Below are 20,470 nucleotides of genomic sequence, written 5' to 3' on the forward strand. Positions count from 1 at the left end.
TCTTGCGTCAGCGTGCTACTGAGTCGCCTGTACAACCAGAACTAGTGGAGGATGCCCTTAGAGAGCTTCTCTTTGTTTTAGAAGAATTACAAACCTCACAAGAAGAACTACGTCAGCAAAATCAACAATTAATAGCAGCTAGACATCAGGTTGAATTAGAACGTCAAAATTACCAAGTTTTATTTGAACTAGCACCAGATGGATATCTGGTTACTAATCGACAAGGAAAAATTTACCAAGCCAATCAAGCAGCAGCTGAGTTATTCTCTATTCCTAAATCTTATTTAATCAATAAACCTCTAATGGTGTTGATTCATGAATCTAATCGCCAACTCTTCCAAACCCTGCTTTTAACTCTCAACCAAAGCGATGACTGGGAAGTATTTATTAATAAAGGTAACGGAGATAAACGAACATTGGCACTCTCAGTTACCCAGGTCAAAGGACTTTATGACCAAGAAGATACCCTTCTGTGGTTGGCACGTGATATTACTGAAAGAAAGCTTGCTGAGGCACAAATCCACTATCTGGCATATTATGACTCCCTGACTAATCTACCTAATCGTTATCTCCTTTTAGAACACCTAGAGAATACCTTCGCCCTTGCTAAACGTTCTTACCACTACGGAGCGTTGTTATTTATCGATTTAGATCGTTTTAAGACTATTAATGATTCTTGTGGTCATGATTTTGGCGATCTCTTACTTCCTCAAGTCGCAATGCGTCTTCAACAATCTCTACGTCAGACAGATATGGTAGCACGTTTTAGGGGAGACGAGTTTGTGATCCTGTTGCCAGAGTTATCATATCAACAGGAGATAGCTGCTCTTCTGAGTCAAAATATTGCTGAGAAAATTCTTACTTCACTTACTGTTCCTTTTATGTTAGAACAACACGAAGTGATCATCGGTGCTAATATTGGCATTGCTCTTTTCCCCGATGGGATTAAAAGTGTTAACGAGCTTTTGAAACACGGAGGTACTGCTATGTCCTATGCTAAGATTTGTGGACGTAATAAAGTATGTCTATTTGAAAGTAAAATGCAATTTAATCATTGAGGATAAGAATAAGGTGATTACTACATAGATACGGCAAAGCCTAGCATAGTTTCTGTAGTATTCATAAATATGATTTTTGTTCTACAATTGAGACATAAGGGCTAATTAAACCTTTATGACTAAGGTAACAAAATGGACATATTCTCAGAAATAGAAGCCGTATATCAACGAGCTTTGCTCTTGCGTCAGCGTGCTACTGAGTCGCCTGTACAACCAGAACTAGTGGAGGATGCCCTTAGAGAGCTTCTCTTTGTTTTAGAAGAATTACAAACCTCACAAGAAGAACTACGTCAGCAAAATCAACAATTAATAGCAGCTAGACATCAGGTTGAATTAGAACGTCAAAATTACCAAGTTTTATTTGAACTAGCACCAGATGGATATCTGGTTACTAATCGACAAGGAAAAATTTACCAAGCCAATCAAGCAGCAGCTGAGTTATTCTCTATTCCTAAATCTTATTTAATCAATAAACCTCTAATGGTGTTGATTCATGAATCTAATCGCCAACTCTTCCAAACCCTGCTTTTAACTCTCAACCAAAGCGATGACTGGGAAGTATTTATTAATAAAGGTAACGGAGATAAACGAACATTGGCACTCTCAGTTACCCAGGTCAAAGGACTTTATGACCAAGAAGATACCCTTCTGTGGTTGGCACGTGATATTACTGAAAGAAAGCTTGCTGAGGCACAAATCCACTATCTGGCATATTATGACTCCCTGACTAATCTACCTAATCGTTATCTCCTTTTAGAACACCTAGAGAATACCTTCGCCCTTGCTAAACGTTCTTACCACTACGGAGCGTTGTTATTTATCGATTTAGATCGTTTTAAGACTATTAATGATTCTTGTGGTCATGATTTTGGCGATCTCTTACTTCCTCAAGTCGCAATGCGTCTTCAACAATCTCTACGTCAGACAGATATGGTAGCACGTTTTAGGGGAGACGAGTTTGTGATCCTGTTGCCAGAGTTATCATATCAACAGGAGATAGCTGCTCTTCTGAGTCAAAATATTGCTGAGAAAATTCTTACTTCACTTACTGTTCCTTTTATGTTAGAACAACAAGAAGTGATCATCGGTGCTAGTATTGGCATTGCTCTTTTCCCCGATGGGATTGAAAGTGTTAACGAGCTTTTGAAACAAGGGGATACTGCTATGTATTATGCTAAAAAGTATGAATGTAATAAAATATGTCTATTTGAAAGTAAAATGCAATTTAATCAAGAGAGGGTTTAATCACAACCTAGGGAAAATATTTTATAATGCTAAGAGTAGGTTCTCAATTCCTAACCATGATTTTGGATTATAATCCCTTAAGTTGTCTTCCGAGTGCAGAAGATTTACCCGATTCTGATGATACTCCTGTGGATAATGAATTACAAGACCTGATTCCTCATTTACTTAAGGTTATTCTCGCTTTTATTTGGTCTGAGGATTTTCACTGGTTTTTCGGTTTAGATATGGGTATCTATTATTCTACGGATGACCCAACTAAGGTAATTGTTCCTGATGGTTTTTTAGCTTTGGGTGTACCTAGAATCATTGATCATGATTTACGTCTCTCTTATGTGCTATGGGAAGAATTGGTTATTCCTACTTTGACTCTAGAGGTAGTTTCTCAAACTCGACGGGGTGAATATACTCTTAAGAAGGAATTATACGCAGAAATTGGCATTTTATATTATGTGATTTATAATCCTTTACGTAAACGTAAACCTTCTCTAGAGGTATATAAACTGAATCAGGGTAAGTATGAGTTGTTAAATCAAGAAACACCTATATGGTTACCAGAGATAGGGTTAGGAATAGGTAAGGATAGGGGGAGTTTCCAGGGAATTGAAAGAGAATGGTTGTATTGGTATGATAGTGAGGGTAAGCGTTATTTGACTCCTGAAGAGAAAGCTAAAAAATTAGAAGCTAAATTGCGTAGTTTAGGGATTAATCCTGATGATATTTAGTCAAACCTTTTATAGTCTATCTAGTACAGGAATTCCTAGTAAAGATAAACCTATTTTTAAAGTTCTTGCGGTTATTTCTGAGAGTAAAAGACGAGAAATTCTGATATTTTCTTCTGCTTGTAAAACTGGACATTGATCATAAAATTGGTTGAATTTTTGACTTAATTCAAATAAGTATTGACACAATCGATTGGGTAATAATTCTTTTTCGACTTCTGCTAATAGATCACTAAATTGAAGAAGATGTTTAGCTAAATTTTGTTCTGAGGGTTGTTCTAAGATAATATCTATATTTTCTGGTAGTTGCTTAAAATCAATATTACCTTTACGAATTATACCTTGTACTCTTACGTAAGCATAAAGTAAATAAGGCGCAGTGTTACCTTGAAGAGCAAGCATTTTATCATAACTAAAAGCATAATTACTAGTGCGATTTTGACTTAAATCTGCGTATTTGACCGCACTAATTCCGATGACTTTGGCAACATTTTCGATAAATTCTGTCGTTTCTTGACGTCCTTCTTGGGTTAATCTGTTAACTAAGTCTTGACGCGATCGCGCGATCGCTTCATCTAATAAATCTCGCAACCTGACTGTTTCTCCTGATCGGGTTTTAATTTTTTTCCCGTCTCCTCCCAATACTAAACCAAAGGGAACATGAACTACTTCTACATTTTCTGGGAGAATACCCGCGCGTTTTGCTACTTGGAAGAATTGGGCGAAGTGGTTCGCTTGTCCCATATCTGTTACATAAATAATTCTATTAGCTTTATCTTCTCGGATACGATATTGTAGAGCTGCTAAATCTGTGGTAGCGTAATTATATCCTCCGTCGGATTTTTGGACAATCAGAGGTAAAGGCTCACCCTGTTTATTGGTAAATCCTTCTAAAAAGACGCATTTAGCACCATTATCAACGGTTAAAAGGTTTTTAGCACTTAATAACTCGATGATATCAGCTAAAAAGGGATTATAAAAAGATTCTCCTCTTTCTACTAATTCAATATCTAGTAAATCATAGATAACTTGAAATTCTCGTCGGGATTGTTCACATAATAACTCCCAAGCGCGACGAGTATCTTCTACTCCCGATTGAAGTTTAACTACTTCTTGACGGGAAGTTTCTCGAAAGTTTTCATCTTCATCAAACCGTAGTTTGGCTTGTTTATAGAAAGTTACTAAATCACCAATCATGAGTGCGTCTTGTTTGACTAACGCTTCTGGATAAGCTTCTCGTAGATAAGCAATTAACATACCAAACTGTGTACCCCAATCACCTACGTGATTAAGACGTAACACTTGGTGACCTCTAAAGCTGAGGATACGTGCTAAACAGTCACCAATAATTGTCGATCGCAAATGTCCTACGTGCATTTCTTTAGCTATATTAGGACTAGAAAAGTCTAGCGCTACTCGTTGTTGAGGTTGAGAGATTTCCACACCGAGGCGATCGCTATCTTGATATATTTTTAGTAATTTTGTGCTGAGATAATCTGGTTGAAGGGTGAGATTAATAAAGCCAGGACCTGCTATAGTAGGAGGGAGACAGATATCAGTGATTTCTAATTCTTCAATGATTTTTTGGGCGATTTCCTGTGGTTTTTTGCCCAATACTTTAGTTAAAGATAAAGCAACATTACACTGATAGTCGCCAAATTTAGGATTACTAGCTACTACTACCAGTGGGTCTGTAGGAATAATTTCTTGACCAAAAGCTTTACCCAAAGCTTGACTAAAACGATCATTTAATTCTCTAATCATATTGGCTCAAATCGCCGTAATTATCACACCCTATTAATCATATCAGACTAGGGCGTGTTGATCATACAATGACTAAACTCAAGCTATACTAACAACAAAAACAATTATAAAATCTTCTTTTTAATAATGTCTGTTCAACATCAACTCACCGAAAGACATAGAAACATCCTCAAAGCTACCATTAAACACTATATAGCTACTGCTGAGCCCGTGGGTTCAAAAACCTTGATTGAAGAGTACGATTTTAGTGTAAGTTCAGCTACGATTCGTAATGTAATGGGTCATCTTGAGAAAGCGGGATTACTTTATCAACCCCATACTTCAGCGGGAAGAATCCCTTCTGATGAAGGTTACCGTATTTATGTGGATAAATTAATTACTCTTGACCAAAAATCAGCCCAAAATATCGAAAAGTCATTAGAAAAACACCTGAAACAGCAAACTTGGAGTTTTGAAGCGTTAATGACTAAAGCTGCTAAATTCCTAGCTTCGGTTAGTGGTTATATCGCTTTGGTGACTATTCCCCAAACTAATCAATTACGTCATTTACAATTATTGTTGACCGAATCTCAACAAATTATCTTAATCATCGTCACTGACGCTTATCAAACCCAATCTTTTGTCATTGACTCAGTTAATCAAGATAGTTTTAGCGAGAGTGAACTACAAATTCTCTCTAATTTTCTTAATCATAAACTCAAGGGTAAATATCTCTCGCAACTTCCTAACCTTGACTGGGAAGACTTAGACCATGAATTTAAACAATATACCGATTTTTTAGCCCAATTACTGCAAAATATCTCAGAAAACCATTTAAAGTCTTCTTATTCTCTGGTATTTCATGGTATTGCTGAATTACTGCGTCAACCAGAGTTTTCCCAACCAGAAGCTAGTCAAATGTTGTTTGATTTACTAGAAAAACAACAAGAACAAATTTGTCCGCTGATTTTTGCGACTTCTCCATACTCTGTTGGTAAAACTAAGGTGAGGATTAAAATAGGATCAGAAAATAATCTAGAACCAATGCGTAATTGTAGTATAGTATCATCTCTTTATCATAAGGGAGATTTACCCCTAGGAAGTGTAGCGATTATTGGACCAACTAGAATGCTGTATGAAAATGCTATATCTTTAGTAGAGTCAACAGCAGCTTATCTATCTGCGACTATCACAGCATGAATCAGATTAGTAGAGAGATCCCAGAAAAAGTAAGTACACTTAGGCAAACCCTGACAAAAGCTGCCTATGCTTATTATGTCCTAGATGCTCCTATTATGGAAGACTCCGTATATGATCAATTATACCGAGAATTGCAAACCTTAGAAACAGAATACCCTGAGTTGATCACTCCGGATAGTCCAACTCAAAGAGTAGGAGATCAACCCGCGAGTCAGTTTATCTCTGTTAAACATAATATCCCTCTCTATAGTCTAGAAAATGCCTTTAATCTCCAGGAGTTATCCCAATGGGAAACAAGAATCAGTAAACAACTCAACCCCTCTGAGTTAAGTTACGTTTGTGAATTAAAAATTGATGGTGCGGCGATCGCTCTTACCTATGAACATGGTATATTAATTAGGGGTGTGACTCGTGGTGACGGGAAAGTTGGTGAAGATATAACTTCTAATATACGTACCATTAATGCTATTCCTTTACGTCTTAACCTAGATTCCCCCCCACCTTTAGTAGAAGTCAGGGGAGAAGCTTTTTTACCCTTGACTACTTTTGCGCAAATCAATCAACAAAGACTTAAAGAAGGAGAGTCTCTTTTTGCTAATCCTCGTAACGCTACCGCGGGGACATTACGTCAACTAGATGCTAGGATAGTAGCTCAAAGACGTCTAAGTTTTTTCCCTTATACTCTCCATCTACCTACAGAAGATCTTACTACTCAATGGGATTCTCTTAACTCTCTCCAAGAGTTGGGTTTTCTGGTTAATCCTCATCGTCGTCTCTGTCATTCTTTAGCAGAAGTAGCTAATTATTATCAAGAATGGGAAGTTAATCGAGATGATTTACCCTACCTTACCGATGGAGTGGTGGTAAAAGTTAATAATTATCATTGCCAAAAAGAGTTAGGTTTTACCCATAAATTTCCTCGATGGGCGATCGCCTTAAAATATCCCGCAGAAACAGTCTCTACCATAGTTAAAGATATCATAGTCAATGTGGGTAGAACAGGTGCAGTAACCCCAATGGCGATTATGTCAGCAGTAGAATTAGGGGGTACAACAGTACAAAGGGCGACTTTACATAACAGCGATCGCCTAGCTGAATTAGATATTAGGATAGGAGATACAGTAGTCATTCGCAAAGCAGGAGAAATCATCCCGGAAATAGTGAGGGTAATCAGCGAATTAAGACCACCTGATACTATACCTTATCAAATGCCTAAAGAGTGTCCCGAATGTGGAACAATGCTAGTACGTATCCCTACAGAAGCGGTGACTCGTTGTGTCAATCAAGCTTGTCCAGGTATTTTGCGCGGTAGTATTCTGCATTGGTCTAATGCTCTCGATCTTAAAGGTTTAGGGGAAAAAGTAGTTATCGCTTTGATTAATAGTAAGTTAGTCACTTCTATAGCTGACTTATACCAATTAACGGTGACAGATATAGCTTCTTTAGAGAGAATGGGAGAGAAATCAGCTACTAAATTAATAACAGCGATCGAGAAATCTAAACAACAACCCTGGTCAAAAGTACTCTATGGTTTAGGGATACCCCAGGTAGGATTAGTCACCTCTGAATTATTAGCTAAACAATTTCCTACAGTCACAGCATTAGCTCAAGCATCTTTAGAAGAAATCACCCTGATTCACGGTCTAGGAGTCGAAATAGCTACAGATATAGTGCATTGGTTTCAACAATCTAGTCACCAAAAACTGATTGAATCCTTAGAAACTGCGGGATTGCAACTAGCATCTCAACTAGCACAAACAACCCAACCAAAACCTTTAGCAGGTAAAACCTTAGTAATTACAGGTACACTCCCTAATTTTAGCCGTAATCACGCACAAAAATTAATTGAACAAGCAGGAGGGAAAGTTACTAACTCAGTAAGTCAGAAAACAGATTATATAGTAGTAGGAGAAAATCCTGGTTCAAAATTAGCTAAAGCTAAGCAACTAAACATTCCCCAACTAAGTGAAACCGATTTTAAAACTTTAATAAGCTGATGTCTTCCCTTGCCTATGACTTTTGTTAAGATGAATAAATTACTACCCTAATTAAGAACTGCATGACCAATCAACGTCAATCTCTTTCTCAAATCAATTCTGTAACTGAACTCTCTGCTAAAACCCTAGCTTGGACAATAGCAGCAGCAGCAGACGATCGCCAAGCTGAAAACATCGTCTTGTTAGACGTAGGGGAATTATCTTACCTAACGGATTATTTTGTGATTATGACTGGTTTTTCTAAAGCACAATTACGAGCTATTTCTGATTCAATTGAAGATAAGATCCAACAAGAATTTAACAAATTACCGATACGCACATCAGGACAAGTAGAGTCTAGTTGGATTATTCACGACTATGGCGATGTTATCGTACATATCTTTTTACCTCAAGAGCGAGAATACTATAGTTTAGAGGCATTTTGGGGTCACGCGCAACAATTTAATTATCAAGCAGATTTAAAAGAATTTCCAGCCTAAGATTATGAAAGAATCTTCTCTCAAGGTTTGTCCTGTTCCTAATGAACAGTTACCCGTTAATGAATATGAACAGTTAAAAAATGCTTGGTTTTTTAATTGGGGACAGTTAGATTTAATTAGTTATCTACGTAAATTAGCCTGGATCTGGGCTTGGGGTTATTTAATCGCAGGACCAATCGCCGCAGCGAGTTTTCCTCCAGGGAAAAAAACCTTAGTCTTTACCTTAAGTGGTGCTGCGGGAGCTTGTCTATTTGTCTTGCTAGCTACTGTACAATTATATCTCGGTTGGTCTTATGTTGGCAATAGATTAAATCAAGAAACTATTTCCTATGAAGAGTCGGGGTGGTATGATGGACAAACCTGGTCTAAACCTACAGAAGTTTTGGTACGCGATCGCCTAATCGTTACTCATCAGGTCAACCCTACTCTCAAAAGACTACGACAAACTATTTTAAGCTTAGTTTTGTTTATGGGAACTAGCGTTATTCTCTGTATCTATCTAACTTGAAAAAGATTAATCCGATACAAAATTTCGAGCTGAGTTAAATTATATTAAAATATAGTTGTTAACTTTTGGTTAAAAACCTTGACAATCAACTCAGCTTATGTATTGGTTTTTCACGGTAGTAGAGATGTAAGAGCGCAAAGAGGTAGCGAAGAGCTAACTAAATTAGTGAAGACGTCTCTGAATAGTTTATTGTGCGTATCTCAAGGAAATACAGGGGGTACGTTGTTATTGTCTAAACCTCCTTTGGTAGAAGCTGCTGATTTAGAATTAGCTGAGGTTTCCCTCACAGAAAGGATTTATCAATTAGGATTAATAGCAATTGCAGAAGGAATAGAGAAAATAAATATCATCCCCATGTTATTAGCAACAGGAGTACACGTACAAGTAGATATTCCAACTGCTGTAGCTGAAGCTCAAAATCAATTAGGAACAAAAATAAACCTCAATATCTGTTCTCACCTAGGAAGTTATCAGGGAATAGTTGAGTTAGTGCAACAAGAATACCCCAGCTTACCCTATCAAGGTAAAATTTTACTAGCCCATGGTAGTCGTTTACAGACTGCTAATCAAGAAGTAGAAAAACAAGCACAAAAAGTAGGTGCTGTAGCTGCTTATAGTTTTATTTCTCCTAGTCTAGAAACACAAGTAGAAAAGTTAATGACAGAAGGAAAAGAATTAATTACTATCGTTCCCTATGTGTTATTTGAAGGTAAAATTACTGAGGCGATCACTACTCAAATTCAACGGTTAGAGCAACAATTTCCTAACATTAATTTCTCTATTGGTAAACCTTTAGGCGCAAACCCAAATTTAGCCAAGCTTATCACGAATATATTGCAAAAAGTATGAAGACAACCTGTCTAGGTAAAGTATATTTAGTAGGTGCAGGTCCAGGTGATCCTGGTTTACTCACCCTTAAGGGTAAAACCTTATTAGAATGCGCTGATGTAGTGATTTATGACGCTTTAGTCAGTGAAGGAATTTTAAGGATGATTAACCCGAGTGCGGAAAAAATTAACGCAGGAAAGAGACGGGGAAGACATTCTAAGTTGCAATCAGAAACAAGTCAAATACTGATAGAAAAAGCGCATACCTATCCCATCGTGGTACGTCTTAAAGGTGGTGATCCCTTTGTGTTTGGAAGAGGGGGAGAAGAAATGCAGGATTTAATTGGTGCTGGTGTTCCTGTCGAAGTAGTACCTGGCGTAACCTCTGGTATAGCTGCTCCTGCTTATGCGGGGATACCAGTTACCCACAGAGATTATAGCTCATCAGTTACTTTTGTCACAGGGCATGAAGCAGTGGGGAAATATCGACCAGAGGTAAATTGGGAAGCGATCGCCCGTGGTTCAGAAACCTTAGTGATTTATATGGGTATCCATAACCTAGAGACAATTATCAGAGAATTAAACCAAGGGGGATTATCCCTAGATACACCTATTGCTTTGGTAAGATGGGGAACTACTCCCCAACAAGAGGAGTTATTCGGAACTTTAGCAACGATAACAACACAAATCGCCGAGACTCAATTTGAAGCACCAGCGATCGCTGTTATTGGTAAAGTAGTAGAATTAGCCTTACCAGGGAAGAGGGAATAGCCAAGAGAGGGGAAGATGGGGAGACTTCGGAGAATTCCGCAGAAAGGAATTCCGTTCCACCTAATATCTAACCCTTAAAACCCAAAACCGAACTCAAATGTTACCAAGGTAAAATAGTACCATCCCAAGAGAAGAATTTACCGCTATCAGATTCAGTTAATCCTGAGATTACTGTTAATAATTGACTAGCGGTGCGTTCTTTGCTAAACAACTTCTCTGGGGGTACATTTTTCTGGAAAGGTTGAGAGAGTTTAGTATCGGTTGTACCTGGGTGAAGTAAAACTACAATAGTTTTAGGGCTACTGCGAGCATATTCTATAGAAACATTGCGCATGAGCATATTGAGTGCAGCTTTAGAAGCGCGGTAACCATACCAACCCCCAAGTTGATTATCACCGATACTACCTACCTTAGCAGAAATAGTGGCTAAAACACTTTTATTAGGATGACGTAGTAAAGGAAGGAGATGCTTAGCTAAAAGTACTCCTCCAATGCTATTAACTTGAAAATATTTGAGCAAATTAGCGCTATTAATTTGTCTGAGGTTTTTTTCAGGTTGTAAGGTATCATCGTGAAGAATACCAACACAGTTAATCACCAGATGAAGTTGGGTAACTTGAGCACTAATATTAGTAACAGCTTTAGTTAACTGAGATTCATCGGTGATATCTAACTGTAAACAGTAGAGTTTAGTTGGATATTCTTTCTCTAAATTTAATAACTCTGTAGCTGATTCTAGATGTAGATAACTAGCGTAGATTTTGTTAGTATTGGGTTGATTGAGTAATTGTTGGACGAATCCTAAACCAATACCTTGACTTGCTCCTAGAATTAAAATATTGTGCATTGTTCGATGGAACGGTGGAACGGTGGAACGGTGGAACGGTGATCTTATGACTATATATTATACTTACTACTTACTACTCCCTACACGAACCACACTTCCCTTTTCTCTATTTGAAACTATCTCTAACGATAACCTCAGTTAAAGGTAATTGTCCACTACGAGGACGCGCAGGTTTAAGGGGTTTACCAACAGTAATCATAAAGCTAATGACATGATCTTCTGGTAGGTTAATAATCTTAGCTACTGCTACGGGATCAAAACCAATCATGGGACAAGTATCATAACCCATAGCTTTAGCTGTTAACATCAGAGTTTGTCCCGCTATTCCACAGGAGCGCATAGCTTCATCTCTTTGTAATAACTCTTTACCCTGATAAAATTGACCAATCATGGGTACTATCTGCTGTTGTACTGCTTCAGGAGTGTTAATCCAATAGCGTTGGGTATCTTTTGCCCAAGCCTTGAGATCGGCACAAAGTAAAACTACAATAGAAGCGTCAGTAACCTGTGCTTGATCCCATGATACTGCTCTAATTTGTGCTTTAAGTTCAGGATTTTGTACTATAACAAAACGCCAATTCTGAATGTTAAAAGAAGTTGGGGAGAGAATAACATGACTAAACAGTTTTTCGATTTCCTCCTCGCTCATCTGATGTTGAGGATCGTAATGTTTAATCGATCTTCTGGTTTCAATTGCTGTAAATAAGTCCATTTTTGTTAACTAATAAACAAGTCTATTATAGCAAGAGGGAATAGGGAAGTGTGAGGAGATGGGGGAGATGGAAGTATGATATATAGTCATAATAACCCCTAAAACCTAAAACCTGTACGAAGAGATCGAGTTATGATATGATAAGCTTTGCTCTAAAGTGTAATAATATGGCAGAAACTCTATTCTTTAACGCTCTTCGTGAGGCAATTGATGAAGAAATGGCGCGAGACGATCGCGTTTTTGTCCTAGGAGAAGACGTAGGACATTATGGTGGTTCTTATAAAGTCACCAAAGACTTGTACAAAAAATACGGCGACTTACGCTTATTAGATACACCCATCGCCGAGAATAGCTTTACAGGTTTAGCCGTTGGGGCTGCGATGACGGGTTTGAGACCAATTATCGAAGGAATGAACATGGGTTTTCTGTTATTAGCTTTTAACCAGATTGCTAATAATGCCGGTATGTTACGTTATACTTCTGGTGGTAATTTTAAGATTCCCATGGTGATTAGAGGACCAGGTGGGGTAGGTCGTCAATTGGGTGCGGAACATTCCCAACGCCTAGAAGCCTATTTCCACGCTGTACCTGGTTTAAAAATAGTAGCTTGTTCTACTCCCTACAATGGTAAAGGGTTACTCAAATCAGCGATTAGAGATGATAACCCAGTGTTATTTTTTGAGCACGTGTTATTGTACAACTTAAAAGAAACCTTACCAGAGACAGAATATTTACTACCTTTAGATCGTGCTGAAATCGTGAAAAAAGGTCGAGACGTTACCTTGTTAACCTATTCACGGATGCGCCATCATTGTTTACAAGCAGTTAAAGAGATGGAAAAAAGAGGTTATGATCCTGAAATTATTGATTTAATCTCCCTTAAACCCATCGATATGCAAACCATCGGGGAATCCATCCGCAAAACTCACCGCGTGATTATTGTGGAAGAATGTATGAAAACAGGGGGTGTAGGTGCAGAATTAATCGCTTTGATTAATGAGCAATTATTCGATGAATTAGACGCACCCCCATTACGTCTCTCTTCTCAAGATATACCTACTCCCTATAACGGAACATTAGAAAGACTGACGATTATTCAACCAGAACAAATCGTCGAAGCTGTAGAAAAAATGATGCAGCTACAGGTTTAGGGTATTTTGGGCTAAAAGTTTAAACCATTCTCCCAGAGTTTCTAACTGTTGTTGGGGTTTGAGCATTCCTAAACCCCTAACTACAACTTTTTTATCGGTATAAACAAAACGACTCTGGAGATGATTAGGTAAATTTTGTGCTAATAACTTCCAAGCCGGTTCTGCCATGGGAGTTTCTAAGACTACATTCTGTTTACCTTCTAGCTTAATTCTAGCAAAACCTAGGGATTTACCCAATTGTTTTAACTCCATTACCTGTAATAATTGTTGCACAGGAGAAGGTAAGATACCATAGCGATCGCTCCAATCTGCGGCGATTTGGGTTAATTCTTGAGGTGAGTTAGCCGAGGCGATCGCCCGATAAGCCGCCATTTTTTGTTCTAAATCGGGGATATAATCTGCGGGGATAAAAGCAGTAAAAGCTAAATCAATTTGAGTTTCTTCTACTTGGGGTATTTCTTGTCCCTGGATTTCTTTAATCGCTTCGTTGAGCATTTCCATGTATAAATCAAAGCCAATCGCCTCCATTTGTCCCGATTGCTCTGCACCGAGGAGATTACCGACACCGCGAATTTCCAGATCACGTACAGATAATTGGTATCCTGAGCCTAGTTGGGTAAATTCTTGTAAAGCGCGCAGACGTTGACGAGCGGTATCAGTCAGTTTCTCTTGCTCATATAATAACCAAGCGTGAGCTTGTACACCCGATCGCCCTACCCTTCCCCGTAATTGATAGAGTTGAGATAAACCGAAACGGTGAGCTTCTTCGACGATAATAGTATTTACTCTAGGGATATCTAAACCCGATTCAATAATGGTGGTACATAATAATAAATCTGCTTCCCCATCATTAAAAGCTAACATTGTCGCTTCTAACTCTGCTTCCTGCATTTGACCATGGGCGATACAACAGCGTATTCCTGGTATCATTTCCCTAATTTGACCTGCAATTTCTTCTATTCCCTCTACTCTAGGGACAACGTAGAAAATCTGACCTCCCCTATCTAACTCATTGCGTATGGCGTTTTTAATTACTTCGGGGTTATAGGGTGAGAGATGGGTTTTAATGGGACGACGGGAGGGAGGAGGAGTGGTGATTAAACTCATTTCTCGCACTCCTGAGAGAGACATATAGAGGGTTCGAGGGATAGGAGTTGCACTTAGAGTCAGTACATCGAGTTGAGTTTTCATTTCTTTGATTTTCTCTTTTTGATTGACTCCAAATCTTTGTTCTTCGTCTATGACTAATAGTCCTAAATCTCGGAATTGGACGTTTTTAGCTAATAATTGTTGTGTTCCTACGACTATATCTAGTTCTCCTGTGGCTAGTTTGGCTAGAATCTCCTTTTTTTCTGTGTTGGTGCGAAAACGGTTGAGTAAACCTATATTAATTGGGTAGGGTGCAAATCTTTCTTTCAGGGTGTGATAGTGTTGTTGGGTTAAAATAGTAGTAGGTGCGAGAAAAGCTACTTGTTTATTAGCTGAACTCACTACTTTAAAGATAGCTCTAACCGCTACTTCTGTTTTACCAAATCCTACATCTCCACAGATGAGACGATCCATCGGGCGATCGCTTTCTAAATCTCTTTTAACATCAAGAATCGCTTTAATTTGGTCAGGAGTAACTTGATAGGGGAAAGAATCTTCTAATTCTCGTTGCCAGGGTTGATCCTCAGGATAAATATAACCTGTAGATTGGGCGCGTTGTGCGTATAATTTCAGTAAATCAACCGCTAATTTTTTAACGGATTTACGGACTTTATTTTTCGTGTTTTGCCAGGTTTTACCCGACATTTTATGTAATTCTGGGGGTTTATTACTGGTTTGTCGATAACGAGAGACCACATCTAAAGAGTCTGCGGGTACTCTTAATAAACCATCGGCGTATTCAATGACTAGATATTCTCTAGTTGCTAAACTCTCTAACTTTAAAAACTTACCGATTCCATGGGTTTTATGTACGACGTAATCTCCTGGAACAAGTTTATTGAGATCTACTTGTTTAGAGACAGCGCGTCGGCGTTTTCTGATATAACTTGGTGTGGCTAAGCTATGTTGTCCGAAAAATTCGCGATCGGTAATGACAGCAATACGGAAACTCGGTAGAATAAAGCCTTCTAATTCCGCCATTCCCGCGTATTTTAGCCCTATAGGGATACGTTGAGTGATTAATTTATCGATCGCCGGGTAATCGCGGGGATTAGCCACAAAAGTAGCAGTACAGTCATGCTCTTGTAATAAAGACACTGAGCGCATAGGTTGGGCAGAAATTACCCATTTAGGGTATTGTTCTAATCGAATGCTATTATAAGCTTCTCGTTTACCCCTTAATAGTTCTGCTAGTTTAGCAAATTGATGGGGAGTACTTGGGAGAGGGCGAGTCTGGAGGTTTAACCCTTGTATATCTTCGCTAATTAATTCCCTGAAGTAGAGTTGGGGTAGTTCAAGATTATTAACAATCTCTGTGAAGCTATGGTGAAGCTTATTAAGATAGGGTTGAAATTCCCATTGAAGTTCCCATTGTTTTAAAGCGCGATCGCTATGGGCTTGACATTGTTCGGGTTCATCGATTACTAGTAAGGTATTTGCTGCTAAATAATCTCGAAGGGAAGCAGGTTGAGTAAAAGCTACCCCTAGATAACGTCTCATTCCTTCAGGATATTCTCCTCTAGTGATAGCTTCTCTTTCTGCTGCTGTCAATAATTTTTCCTGTTGAGTTGCTGTTAAAGCTGCGCTGATAATCGGTGCAAAACTGGTAGGAGTTAATAAAACCTGTTCTAAAGTATCTAGAGATCTTTGTGTGGTGGGGTCAAATTCTCTGATTTGTTCTAATTCATCCCCAAACCATTCTAATCTTACAGGTAATTCGGCGGATACGGGGAAGATATCTAAGATATCACCTCTTCTACTCCATTGTCCTTCTGTTTCTACTAGAGAGACTCTTTCTAAGCCTAATTCTACTAATTTACTTTCTAATTCTTGACTTTTCCATTGAGTCCCTTTTTCTAGGTTAAGAAAATATTGCTGTAAAATAGCTACAGGGGGGAGATGAGGTTGTAAAGCTTTTTCCGTAGCGATAATGGCTCTACTTGCTTGGTTTTGTTGTAAATCTGCTAATACTTGTAATTGACCCCAAATCATCTCTGATTCAGGGTCAAAGGGGTCGTAGGGCGATGCTTCTGAGGTAGGATAAAACTGTACAGTTTGCCATCCCATAGCTTCTAATTGTGCTGTCCAACGTCCCGCTTCTTCTATAGTAGCACAAATTACACATAAATTCTGTTCTTGCTTTTGGGCTAAACTAGAGGCTATTAAACCCTTAGCTAAACGACACATGCCATTGAGAGCAAAGGGTGATTGTTGTTCTAGTTTACTGATTAGTTCGTTACTAAGAGGCGATCGCTGTATGGTGCGAATAATCGAAGAAAATACCATCGGGTGTCAATACTTGGATTAGACTAATTTTAGCTTAACAAAAATAGTAGCACCCAATTTCTGATAAGATAGAAATGTAGTTAAAGATACTGTAGTTGTTATGTCTAAGGAAAATGTCCGCCAATTTTTAAGTGAAGCTGCAGGTAACCAAGAGATTAAAGAAAAATTACAAAACGTCAATAATCAACATGAGTTAGCTGATTTAGCTCAATCCCAAGGCTATGAATTTGCTCCAGAACACGTAGATGCGGTGATTACTGAATTGAAAGCAAAACCTGGCTTCTTTGGTAAATTAGTCGAAGCTGCATTAGATATTTTTAGTCCTACCCATGATGATTATCCTAATGTAGGAGTAGAACCCTTTACAGGAGATCCTAATCGTAGCCATTGATTTCTAGTTTACAACCAAATAACTATCTACCGCTTTAGCACCCTGCTAAGCGGTTTTTAAGATGATTACTATTACTATATCCTAAGATTGATATAAGGTATTTAGCAAAGGATAACTACTGTGGTCTATAACATCGGTATATTAGGAATGGGAACTGTAGGAACAGGAACAGCAGATATATTACTAAATCCTACAGGACGTCATCCTCTGTTGACAAAAATTAAGATTAAACGAGTAGGAGTGAGATCCCTTGAAAAAGACAGAAAAATCACCCTACCACCAGCAGTAATTACCACGGATTTAAAAGCAATAGTTACAGACCCAGAGATAGATATAGTGGTAGAATTATTGGGAGGATTAGAGCCAGCGCGATCGTTGATTCTCCAAGCTATTCAAGCAGGTAAACACATCGTCACCGCTAATAAAGCGGTAATTGCTCGTTATGGTGATGAAATCTACAGCGCAGCTAATGCAGCTAAAGTTTATGTACTCATTGAAGGTGCGGTAGGTGGTGGTATCCCGGTTATCGAACCTCTGAAACAGTCTTTAGGTGCTAATCGGATTTCAAGTGTGATGGGTATAGTTAACGGAACTACTAACTATATCTTGACTAAAATGAGTAGTGAGGGAACAGCATTCAATCAAGTTCTCAGTGAAGCTCAAAGTCTCGGTTATGCAGAAGCAGATCCTACCGCAGATGTAGAAGGATTAGACGCAGCTGATAAAATCGCTATTCTCTCTTCTCTAGCTTTTAATCGTCGGGTTAAACGTGAGGAAATCTTTACTGAGGGAATTACAGGTATCGATAGCGTAGATATCCAATACGCCGCTAAATTGGGTTTTGTGATTAAATTATTGGCGATCGCCCAAGCTGGCGATTCTCCTAATAATCTACAGGTGAGAGTCCATCCTACCCTAGTTCCTCACAATCACCCTCTCGCTAACATTAACGACGTTTATAACGCTATTCTAGTGGAAGGAGACCCCATCGGACAGGTGATGTTTTTTGGTCCTGGAGCAGGCTCTGGTCCTACTGCTAGTGCAGTGGTAGCTGATATACTCAATATTGTTGGCGTTTTGGTAAGTAGCGGCAAAACCGAAGTTTTAGACCCTCTATTGAGTTGTTCTCATCAAGATTACTGTGATTTAATGCCCACTGAAACTATTTCTACTCGTTTTTATGGACGTTTTCTTACTCAAGATTTACCAGGAGTAATAGGGGAATTGGGGACTTGTTTTGGTAAACATAATGTTAGTCTAGAATCAGTGGTTCAAACAGGTTGTCAAGACAATCTCGCAGAAATCGTCATTATAACCCACAAGGTTAAAGAAGGTGATTTTCAACAAGCTTTACGAGAAATTCAACAAACTACAGCTATTATTAAAACGCCGAGTATTCTTCGAGTTCTCTAACTCTCATGAATTATCAATATCTCCTTTTTACTCTAGGTTTAAGCTTAATCTTGCTTACTCCTAGTCCAGTGAAAAGTCTAGATCCTCTCTGTCCTAGTCCCATCTTATCCCGTTTGAATAGACACAAAATTAGCCCAACAGATACCCTAGAAAGTATCGCGGAGCAATATAATTTGACTCCTAATACCATTATTCTGAATAATCCTGACATAACTCCAGATTCTTTACCCCTAGGTACAGATATTATTATCCCTCCCGTCAATGGTATAATTGTTACTGTGCCTGATTTAGCTAGTTGGCAAGATCTGGCTGAAGCCTATGGTGTTAGAGCTGATTTGCTCTTTGAAGTTAATGGGTGTCAACCCCTGGGGGAAGAAGTATTTATCCCAGGGATTACTTGGCACCCCGATAAAGTTACAGAAGTATTTAATTACACTGGCTTAAGTGGTTATCCTCTACCTACAGAGGCTGCTGTTATTTTAACCTATGGTTGGCAAGATGAACCTAGTCAAGCCGAAAGACTCTTTCATAGTGGCGTAGATTTATTAGCTGATGTAGGGACAAATGTTTTAGCTGTAGAAGCAGGTACTGTGGTCTATGTAGGAATAGAGGGAAACTATGGTAACTTGATCATTATTAACCATCAAGGGGGTTTACAAACTCGTTACGCTCATTTACAAAATATCTTGGTTGATCCAGGTGATCTGGTTGAAACAGGACAAGTAATTGGTACAGTGGGAGTAACAGGTACACCAGACGTGGAGGAACCTCATTTACATTTTGAGGTACGCTATCAAACTCCTATGGGATGGTTAGCTCAAGATCCTTTAATTCATTTAATCAGGTAAATTTATGAATCAAGTAATTAATACGAAAGACGCTCCAGCTCCTGTAGGACCTTATAATCAAGCTATTAAAACTCAAGCAGGTTTAGTCTTTCTCGCGGGACAAATTCCTCTAGATCCTTCTACAGGAATAATAGTAGGTGAAAATGATATTACTAAGCAAACTAAGCAAGTTATGAGCAATATCGAGGCTATCTTAATCGCAGCCGGAGCAAAATGGTCTGATGTGGTCAAAACTACGGTTTTTCTCTCGGATTTAACTAATTTTACCGCTATGAATCAAGTTTATAGTGAATACTTCCCTAGTGATACAGCACCTGCGAGAGCTTGTGTGGAAGTATCTAGATTACCTAAAGATGTTTTAGTAGAAATAGAATGTGTCGCGGTGGTGGAATAATGGACGAATTTATGGAAGCGGCGATCGCCCAAGCTAAACAAGGTCTCTGTGAGGGGGGAATACCCATAGGATCAGTCTTAGTCAGGGATAATCAAATTATCGGGAGAGGACATAATAAGAGAGTCCAAGATAGTGATCCCGTTACCCACGCAGAAATTGATTGTCTCCGTAACGCGGGAAGAATCGGTAGTTATCGTCAGACTATCCTCTATTCTACCCTTATGCCTTGTTATCTTTGTGCTGGTGCTGTAGTGCAATTTGGCATCAAAAAGGTTATCGCGGGAGAGTCAAAAACCTTCCCTGGTGCGCGAGAATTTCTCGAATCTCATCAAGTAGAGGTAATTGATTTAGACTTAGATGAGTGTAAAAACCTGATGGAGTCTTTTATCAATAATCATCCTTCTCTTTGGTTTGAAGATATTGGTGTAGATGAATAATTATGTGACATACTCCTACACCGAATCAAAGATTACGCTGTATGCTTCTTGTCTTTCACCTTCAGAGATGATTGACCGTTTTTGACTAAATTTTTCTGATAACTACCTCGCCGTGGTTTTTAGCTAAGTGAAATGACTAATTTATTTTCTACTGAATCCAACCCTCACCTCAATTTTACCAGTGATGTAGGAACGGCTAACCATTTATTCCACCGATTTTTAAATAAAACCATTAAAACAATAAAATGCCAGGAGGCGGATTTGAACCGCCGACACGAGGATTTTCAGTCCTCTG

19 protein-coding genes are annotated in these 20,470 nt (G+C 38.6%); 15 read left to right on the forward strand and 4 right to left on the reverse strand.

Features of this window, described 5'->3' with window-relative positions; all coding sequences use genetic code 11:
* From EA365_13200 to EA365_13210, 3 genes are all read left to right on the forward strand, one after another.
* On the forward strand, positions 1-1,058 hold a 1,058-nt coding region (locus EA365_13200), incomplete at its 5' end, for a sensor domain-containing diguanylate cyclase (protein TVQ43114.1).
* A gap of 132 nt (positions 1,059-1,190) precedes the next feature.
* Entirely contained in the window at positions 1,191-2,303 is a 1,113-nt protein-coding gene (locus EA365_13205) for a sensor domain-containing diguanylate cyclase (GenBank protein TVQ43115.1), read from the forward strand.
* A gap of 56 nt (positions 2,304-2,359) precedes the next feature.
* Complete coding sequence (locus tag EA365_13210; GenBank protein ID TVQ43132.1) at positions 2,360-3,025, forward strand: Uma2 family endonuclease; 666 nt, start codon at positions 2,360-2,362, stop codon at positions 3,023-3,025.
* 9 nt (positions 3,026-3,034) lie between these two features.
* Here the strand turns inward: EA365_13210 and EA365_13215 are convergent, their stop codons facing one another.
* On the reverse strand, positions 3,035-4,786 hold the full coding sequence (locus tag EA365_13215; protein ID TVQ43116.1) for an arginine--tRNA ligase: 1,752 nt from the start codon (positions 4,784-4,786) through the stop codon (positions 3,035-3,037).
* 126 nt (positions 4,787-4,912) lie between these two features.
* On the opposite strand from EA365_13215, the gene hrcA reads away from it, so the two are divergent.
* The 6 genes from hrcA to cobA all read left to right on the forward strand — a co-directional run bounded on the left by hrcA (position 4,913) and on the right by cobA (position 10,547).
* Positions 4,913-5,965 (forward strand): heat-inducible transcriptional repressor HrcA, encoded by a 1,053-nt coding sequence (gene hrcA / locus EA365_13220; protein ID TVQ43117.1) that lies wholly within the window; start codon positions 4,913-4,915, stop codon positions 5,963-5,965.
* Positions 5,962-7,962: an NAD-dependent DNA ligase LigA gene (gene ligA, locus EA365_13225; protein ID TVQ43118.1), complete on the forward strand. Its 2,001-nt coding sequence runs from the start codon at positions 5,962-5,964 to the stop codon at positions 7,960-7,962. The genes hrcA and ligA overlap by 4 nt, the downstream gene beginning before the upstream one ends.
* A gap of 62 nt (positions 7,963-8,024) precedes the next feature.
* The gene (gene rsfS, locus EA365_13230) at positions 8,025-8,441 is read left to right on the forward strand and encodes a ribosome silencing factor (GenBank protein ID TVQ43119.1); all 417 of its coding nucleotides are present in this window, start codon (positions 8,025-8,027) and stop codon (positions 8,439-8,441) included.
* A gap of 4 nt (positions 8,442-8,445) precedes the next feature.
* Positions 8,446-8,949, forward strand: a complete 504-nt coding sequence (locus EA365_13235; GenBank protein TVQ43120.1) for a DUF1230 family protein — start codon at positions 8,446-8,448, stop codon at positions 8,947-8,949.
* Between the two features lie 78 nt (positions 8,950-9,027).
* Positions 9,028-9,798, forward strand: a complete 771-nt coding sequence (locus tag EA365_13240) for a sirohydrochlorin chelatase (protein TVQ43121.1) — start codon at positions 9,028-9,030, stop codon at positions 9,796-9,798.
* The gene (cobA, locus tag EA365_13245) at positions 9,783-10,547 is read left to right on the forward strand and encodes a uroporphyrinogen-III C-methyltransferase (protein ID TVQ43122.1); all 765 of its coding nucleotides are present in this window, start codon (positions 9,783-9,785) and stop codon (positions 10,545-10,547) included. The genes EA365_13240 and cobA overlap by 16 nt, the downstream gene beginning before the upstream one ends.
* Before the next feature lie 100 nt (positions 10,548-10,647).
* On the opposite strand, the gene EA365_13250 is transcribed toward cobA, so the two are convergent.
* Positions 10,648-11,394, reverse strand: a complete 747-nt coding sequence (locus tag EA365_13250) for an SDR family NAD(P)-dependent oxidoreductase (protein ID TVQ43123.1) — start codon at positions 11,392-11,394, stop codon at positions 10,648-10,650.
* A 106-nt stretch (positions 11,395-11,500) separates the two neighbouring features.
* Complete coding sequence (locus EA365_13255) at positions 11,501-12,106, reverse strand: nitroreductase family protein (protein ID TVQ43124.1); 606 nt, start codon at positions 12,104-12,106, stop codon at positions 11,501-11,503.
* A 167-nt stretch (positions 12,107-12,273) separates the two neighbouring features.
* On the opposite strand from EA365_13255, the gene EA365_13260 reads away from it, so the two are divergent.
* Positions 12,274-13,257, forward strand: coding sequence for an alpha-ketoacid dehydrogenase subunit beta (locus EA365_13260; protein ID TVQ43125.1), 984 nt, complete (start codon positions 12,274-12,276; stop codon positions 13,255-13,257).
* Here EA365_13260 and mfd read toward each other — a convergent pair.
* Positions 13,246-16,692 carry a transcription-repair coupling factor gene (gene mfd / locus EA365_13265; GenBank protein ID TVQ43126.1) on the reverse strand — a complete coding sequence of 1,149 codons (3,447 nt, stop codon included), beginning with the start codon at positions 16,690-16,692 and terminating at the stop codon, positions 13,246-13,248. The genes EA365_13260 and mfd overlap by 12 nt on opposite strands.
* 100 nt (positions 16,693-16,792) lie before the next feature.
* Between mfd and EA365_13270 the strand changes: the two genes are divergently transcribed.
* The 5 genes from EA365_13270 (at position 16,793) to EA365_13290 (ending at position 20,175) form a co-directional block, all read left to right on the forward strand.
* Positions 16,793-17,083, forward strand: coding sequence for a Nif11 family protein (locus tag EA365_13270; GenBank protein TVQ43127.1), 291 nt, complete (start codon positions 16,793-16,795; stop codon positions 17,081-17,083).
* A gap of 120 nt (positions 17,084-17,203) precedes the next feature.
* Positions 17,204-18,496 carry a homoserine dehydrogenase gene (locus EA365_13275; protein ID TVQ43128.1) on the forward strand — a complete coding sequence of 431 codons (1,293 nt, stop codon included), beginning with the start codon at positions 17,204-17,206 and terminating at the stop codon, positions 18,494-18,496.
* A gap of 5 nt (positions 18,497-18,501) precedes the next feature.
* Positions 18,502-19,344 carry a LysM peptidoglycan-binding domain-containing protein gene (locus tag EA365_13280; GenBank protein ID TVQ43129.1) on the forward strand — a complete coding sequence of 281 codons (843 nt, stop codon included), beginning with the start codon at positions 18,502-18,504 and terminating at the stop codon, positions 19,342-19,344.
* 4 nt (positions 19,345-19,348) lie between these two features.
* Complete coding sequence (locus tag EA365_13285; protein TVQ43130.1) at positions 19,349-19,738, forward strand: RidA family protein; 390 nt, start codon at positions 19,349-19,351, stop codon at positions 19,736-19,738.
* A complete protein-coding gene (locus EA365_13290; protein TVQ43131.1) occupies positions 19,738-20,175 on the forward strand; it encodes a nucleoside deaminase in 438 nt (145 codons plus the stop codon). The genes EA365_13285 and EA365_13290 overlap by 1 nt, the downstream gene beginning before the upstream one ends.
* Positions 20,176-20,470: the final 295 nt, after the last annotated feature.

The sequence above is a fragment of the Gloeocapsa sp. DLM2.Bin57 genome (assembly GCA_007693955.1).
Taxonomy (GTDB): Bacteria; Cyanobacteriota; Cyanobacteriia; order Cyanobacteriales; family Gloeocapsaceae; genus Gloeocapsa.

Coding starts and splice junctions, on each gene's coding strand:
- rsfS (TVQ43119.1), top strand. CDS start 8,025: ATGACCAATCAACGTCAATCTCTTTCTCAAATCAATTCTGTAACTGAA.
- EA365_13280 (TVQ43129.1), top strand. CDS start 18,502: ATGAATTATCAATATCTCCTTTTTACTCTAGGTTTAAGCTTAATCTTG.
- ligA (TVQ43118.1), top strand. CDS start 5,962: ATGAATCAGATTAGTAGAGAGATCCCAGAAAAAGTAAGTACACTTAGG.
- mfd (TVQ43126.1), bottom strand. CDS start 16,692: ATGGTATTTTCTTCGATTATTCGCACCATACAGCGATCGCCTCTTAGT.
- EA365_13250 (TVQ43123.1), bottom strand. CDS start 11,394: ATGCACAATATTTTAATTCTAGGAGCAAGTCAAGGTATTGGTTTAGGA.
- EA365_13205 (TVQ43115.1), top strand. CDS start 1,191: ATGGACATATTCTCAGAAATAGAAGCCGTATATCAACGAGCTTTGCTC.
- EA365_13235 (TVQ43120.1), top strand. CDS start 8,446: ATGAAAGAATCTTCTCTCAAGGTTTGTCCTGTTCCTAATGAACAGTTA.
- EA365_13215 (TVQ43116.1), bottom strand. CDS start 4,786: ATGATTAGAGAATTAAATGATCGTTTTAGTCAAGCTTTGGGTAAAGCT.
- hrcA (TVQ43117.1), top strand. CDS start 4,913: ATGTCTGTTCAACATCAACTCACCGAAAGACATAGAAACATCCTCAAA.
- EA365_13255 (TVQ43124.1), bottom strand. CDS start 12,106: ATGGACTTATTTACAGCAATTGAAACCAGAAGATCGATTAAACATTAC.
- EA365_13260 (TVQ43125.1), top strand. CDS start 12,274: ATGGCAGAAACTCTATTCTTTAACGCTCTTCGTGAGGCAATTGATGAA.
- EA365_13210 (TVQ43132.1), top strand. CDS start 2,360: ATGATTTTGGATTATAATCCCTTAAGTTGTCTTCCGAGTGCAGAAGAT.
- EA365_13285 (TVQ43130.1), top strand. CDS start 19,349: ATGAATCAAGTAATTAATACGAAAGACGCTCCAGCTCCTGTAGGACCT.
- EA365_13270 (TVQ43127.1), top strand. CDS start 16,793: ATGTCTAAGGAAAATGTCCGCCAATTTTTAAGTGAAGCTGCAGGTAAC.
- EA365_13290 (TVQ43131.1), top strand. CDS start 19,738: ATGGACGAATTTATGGAAGCGGCGATCGCCCAAGCTAAACAAGGTCTC.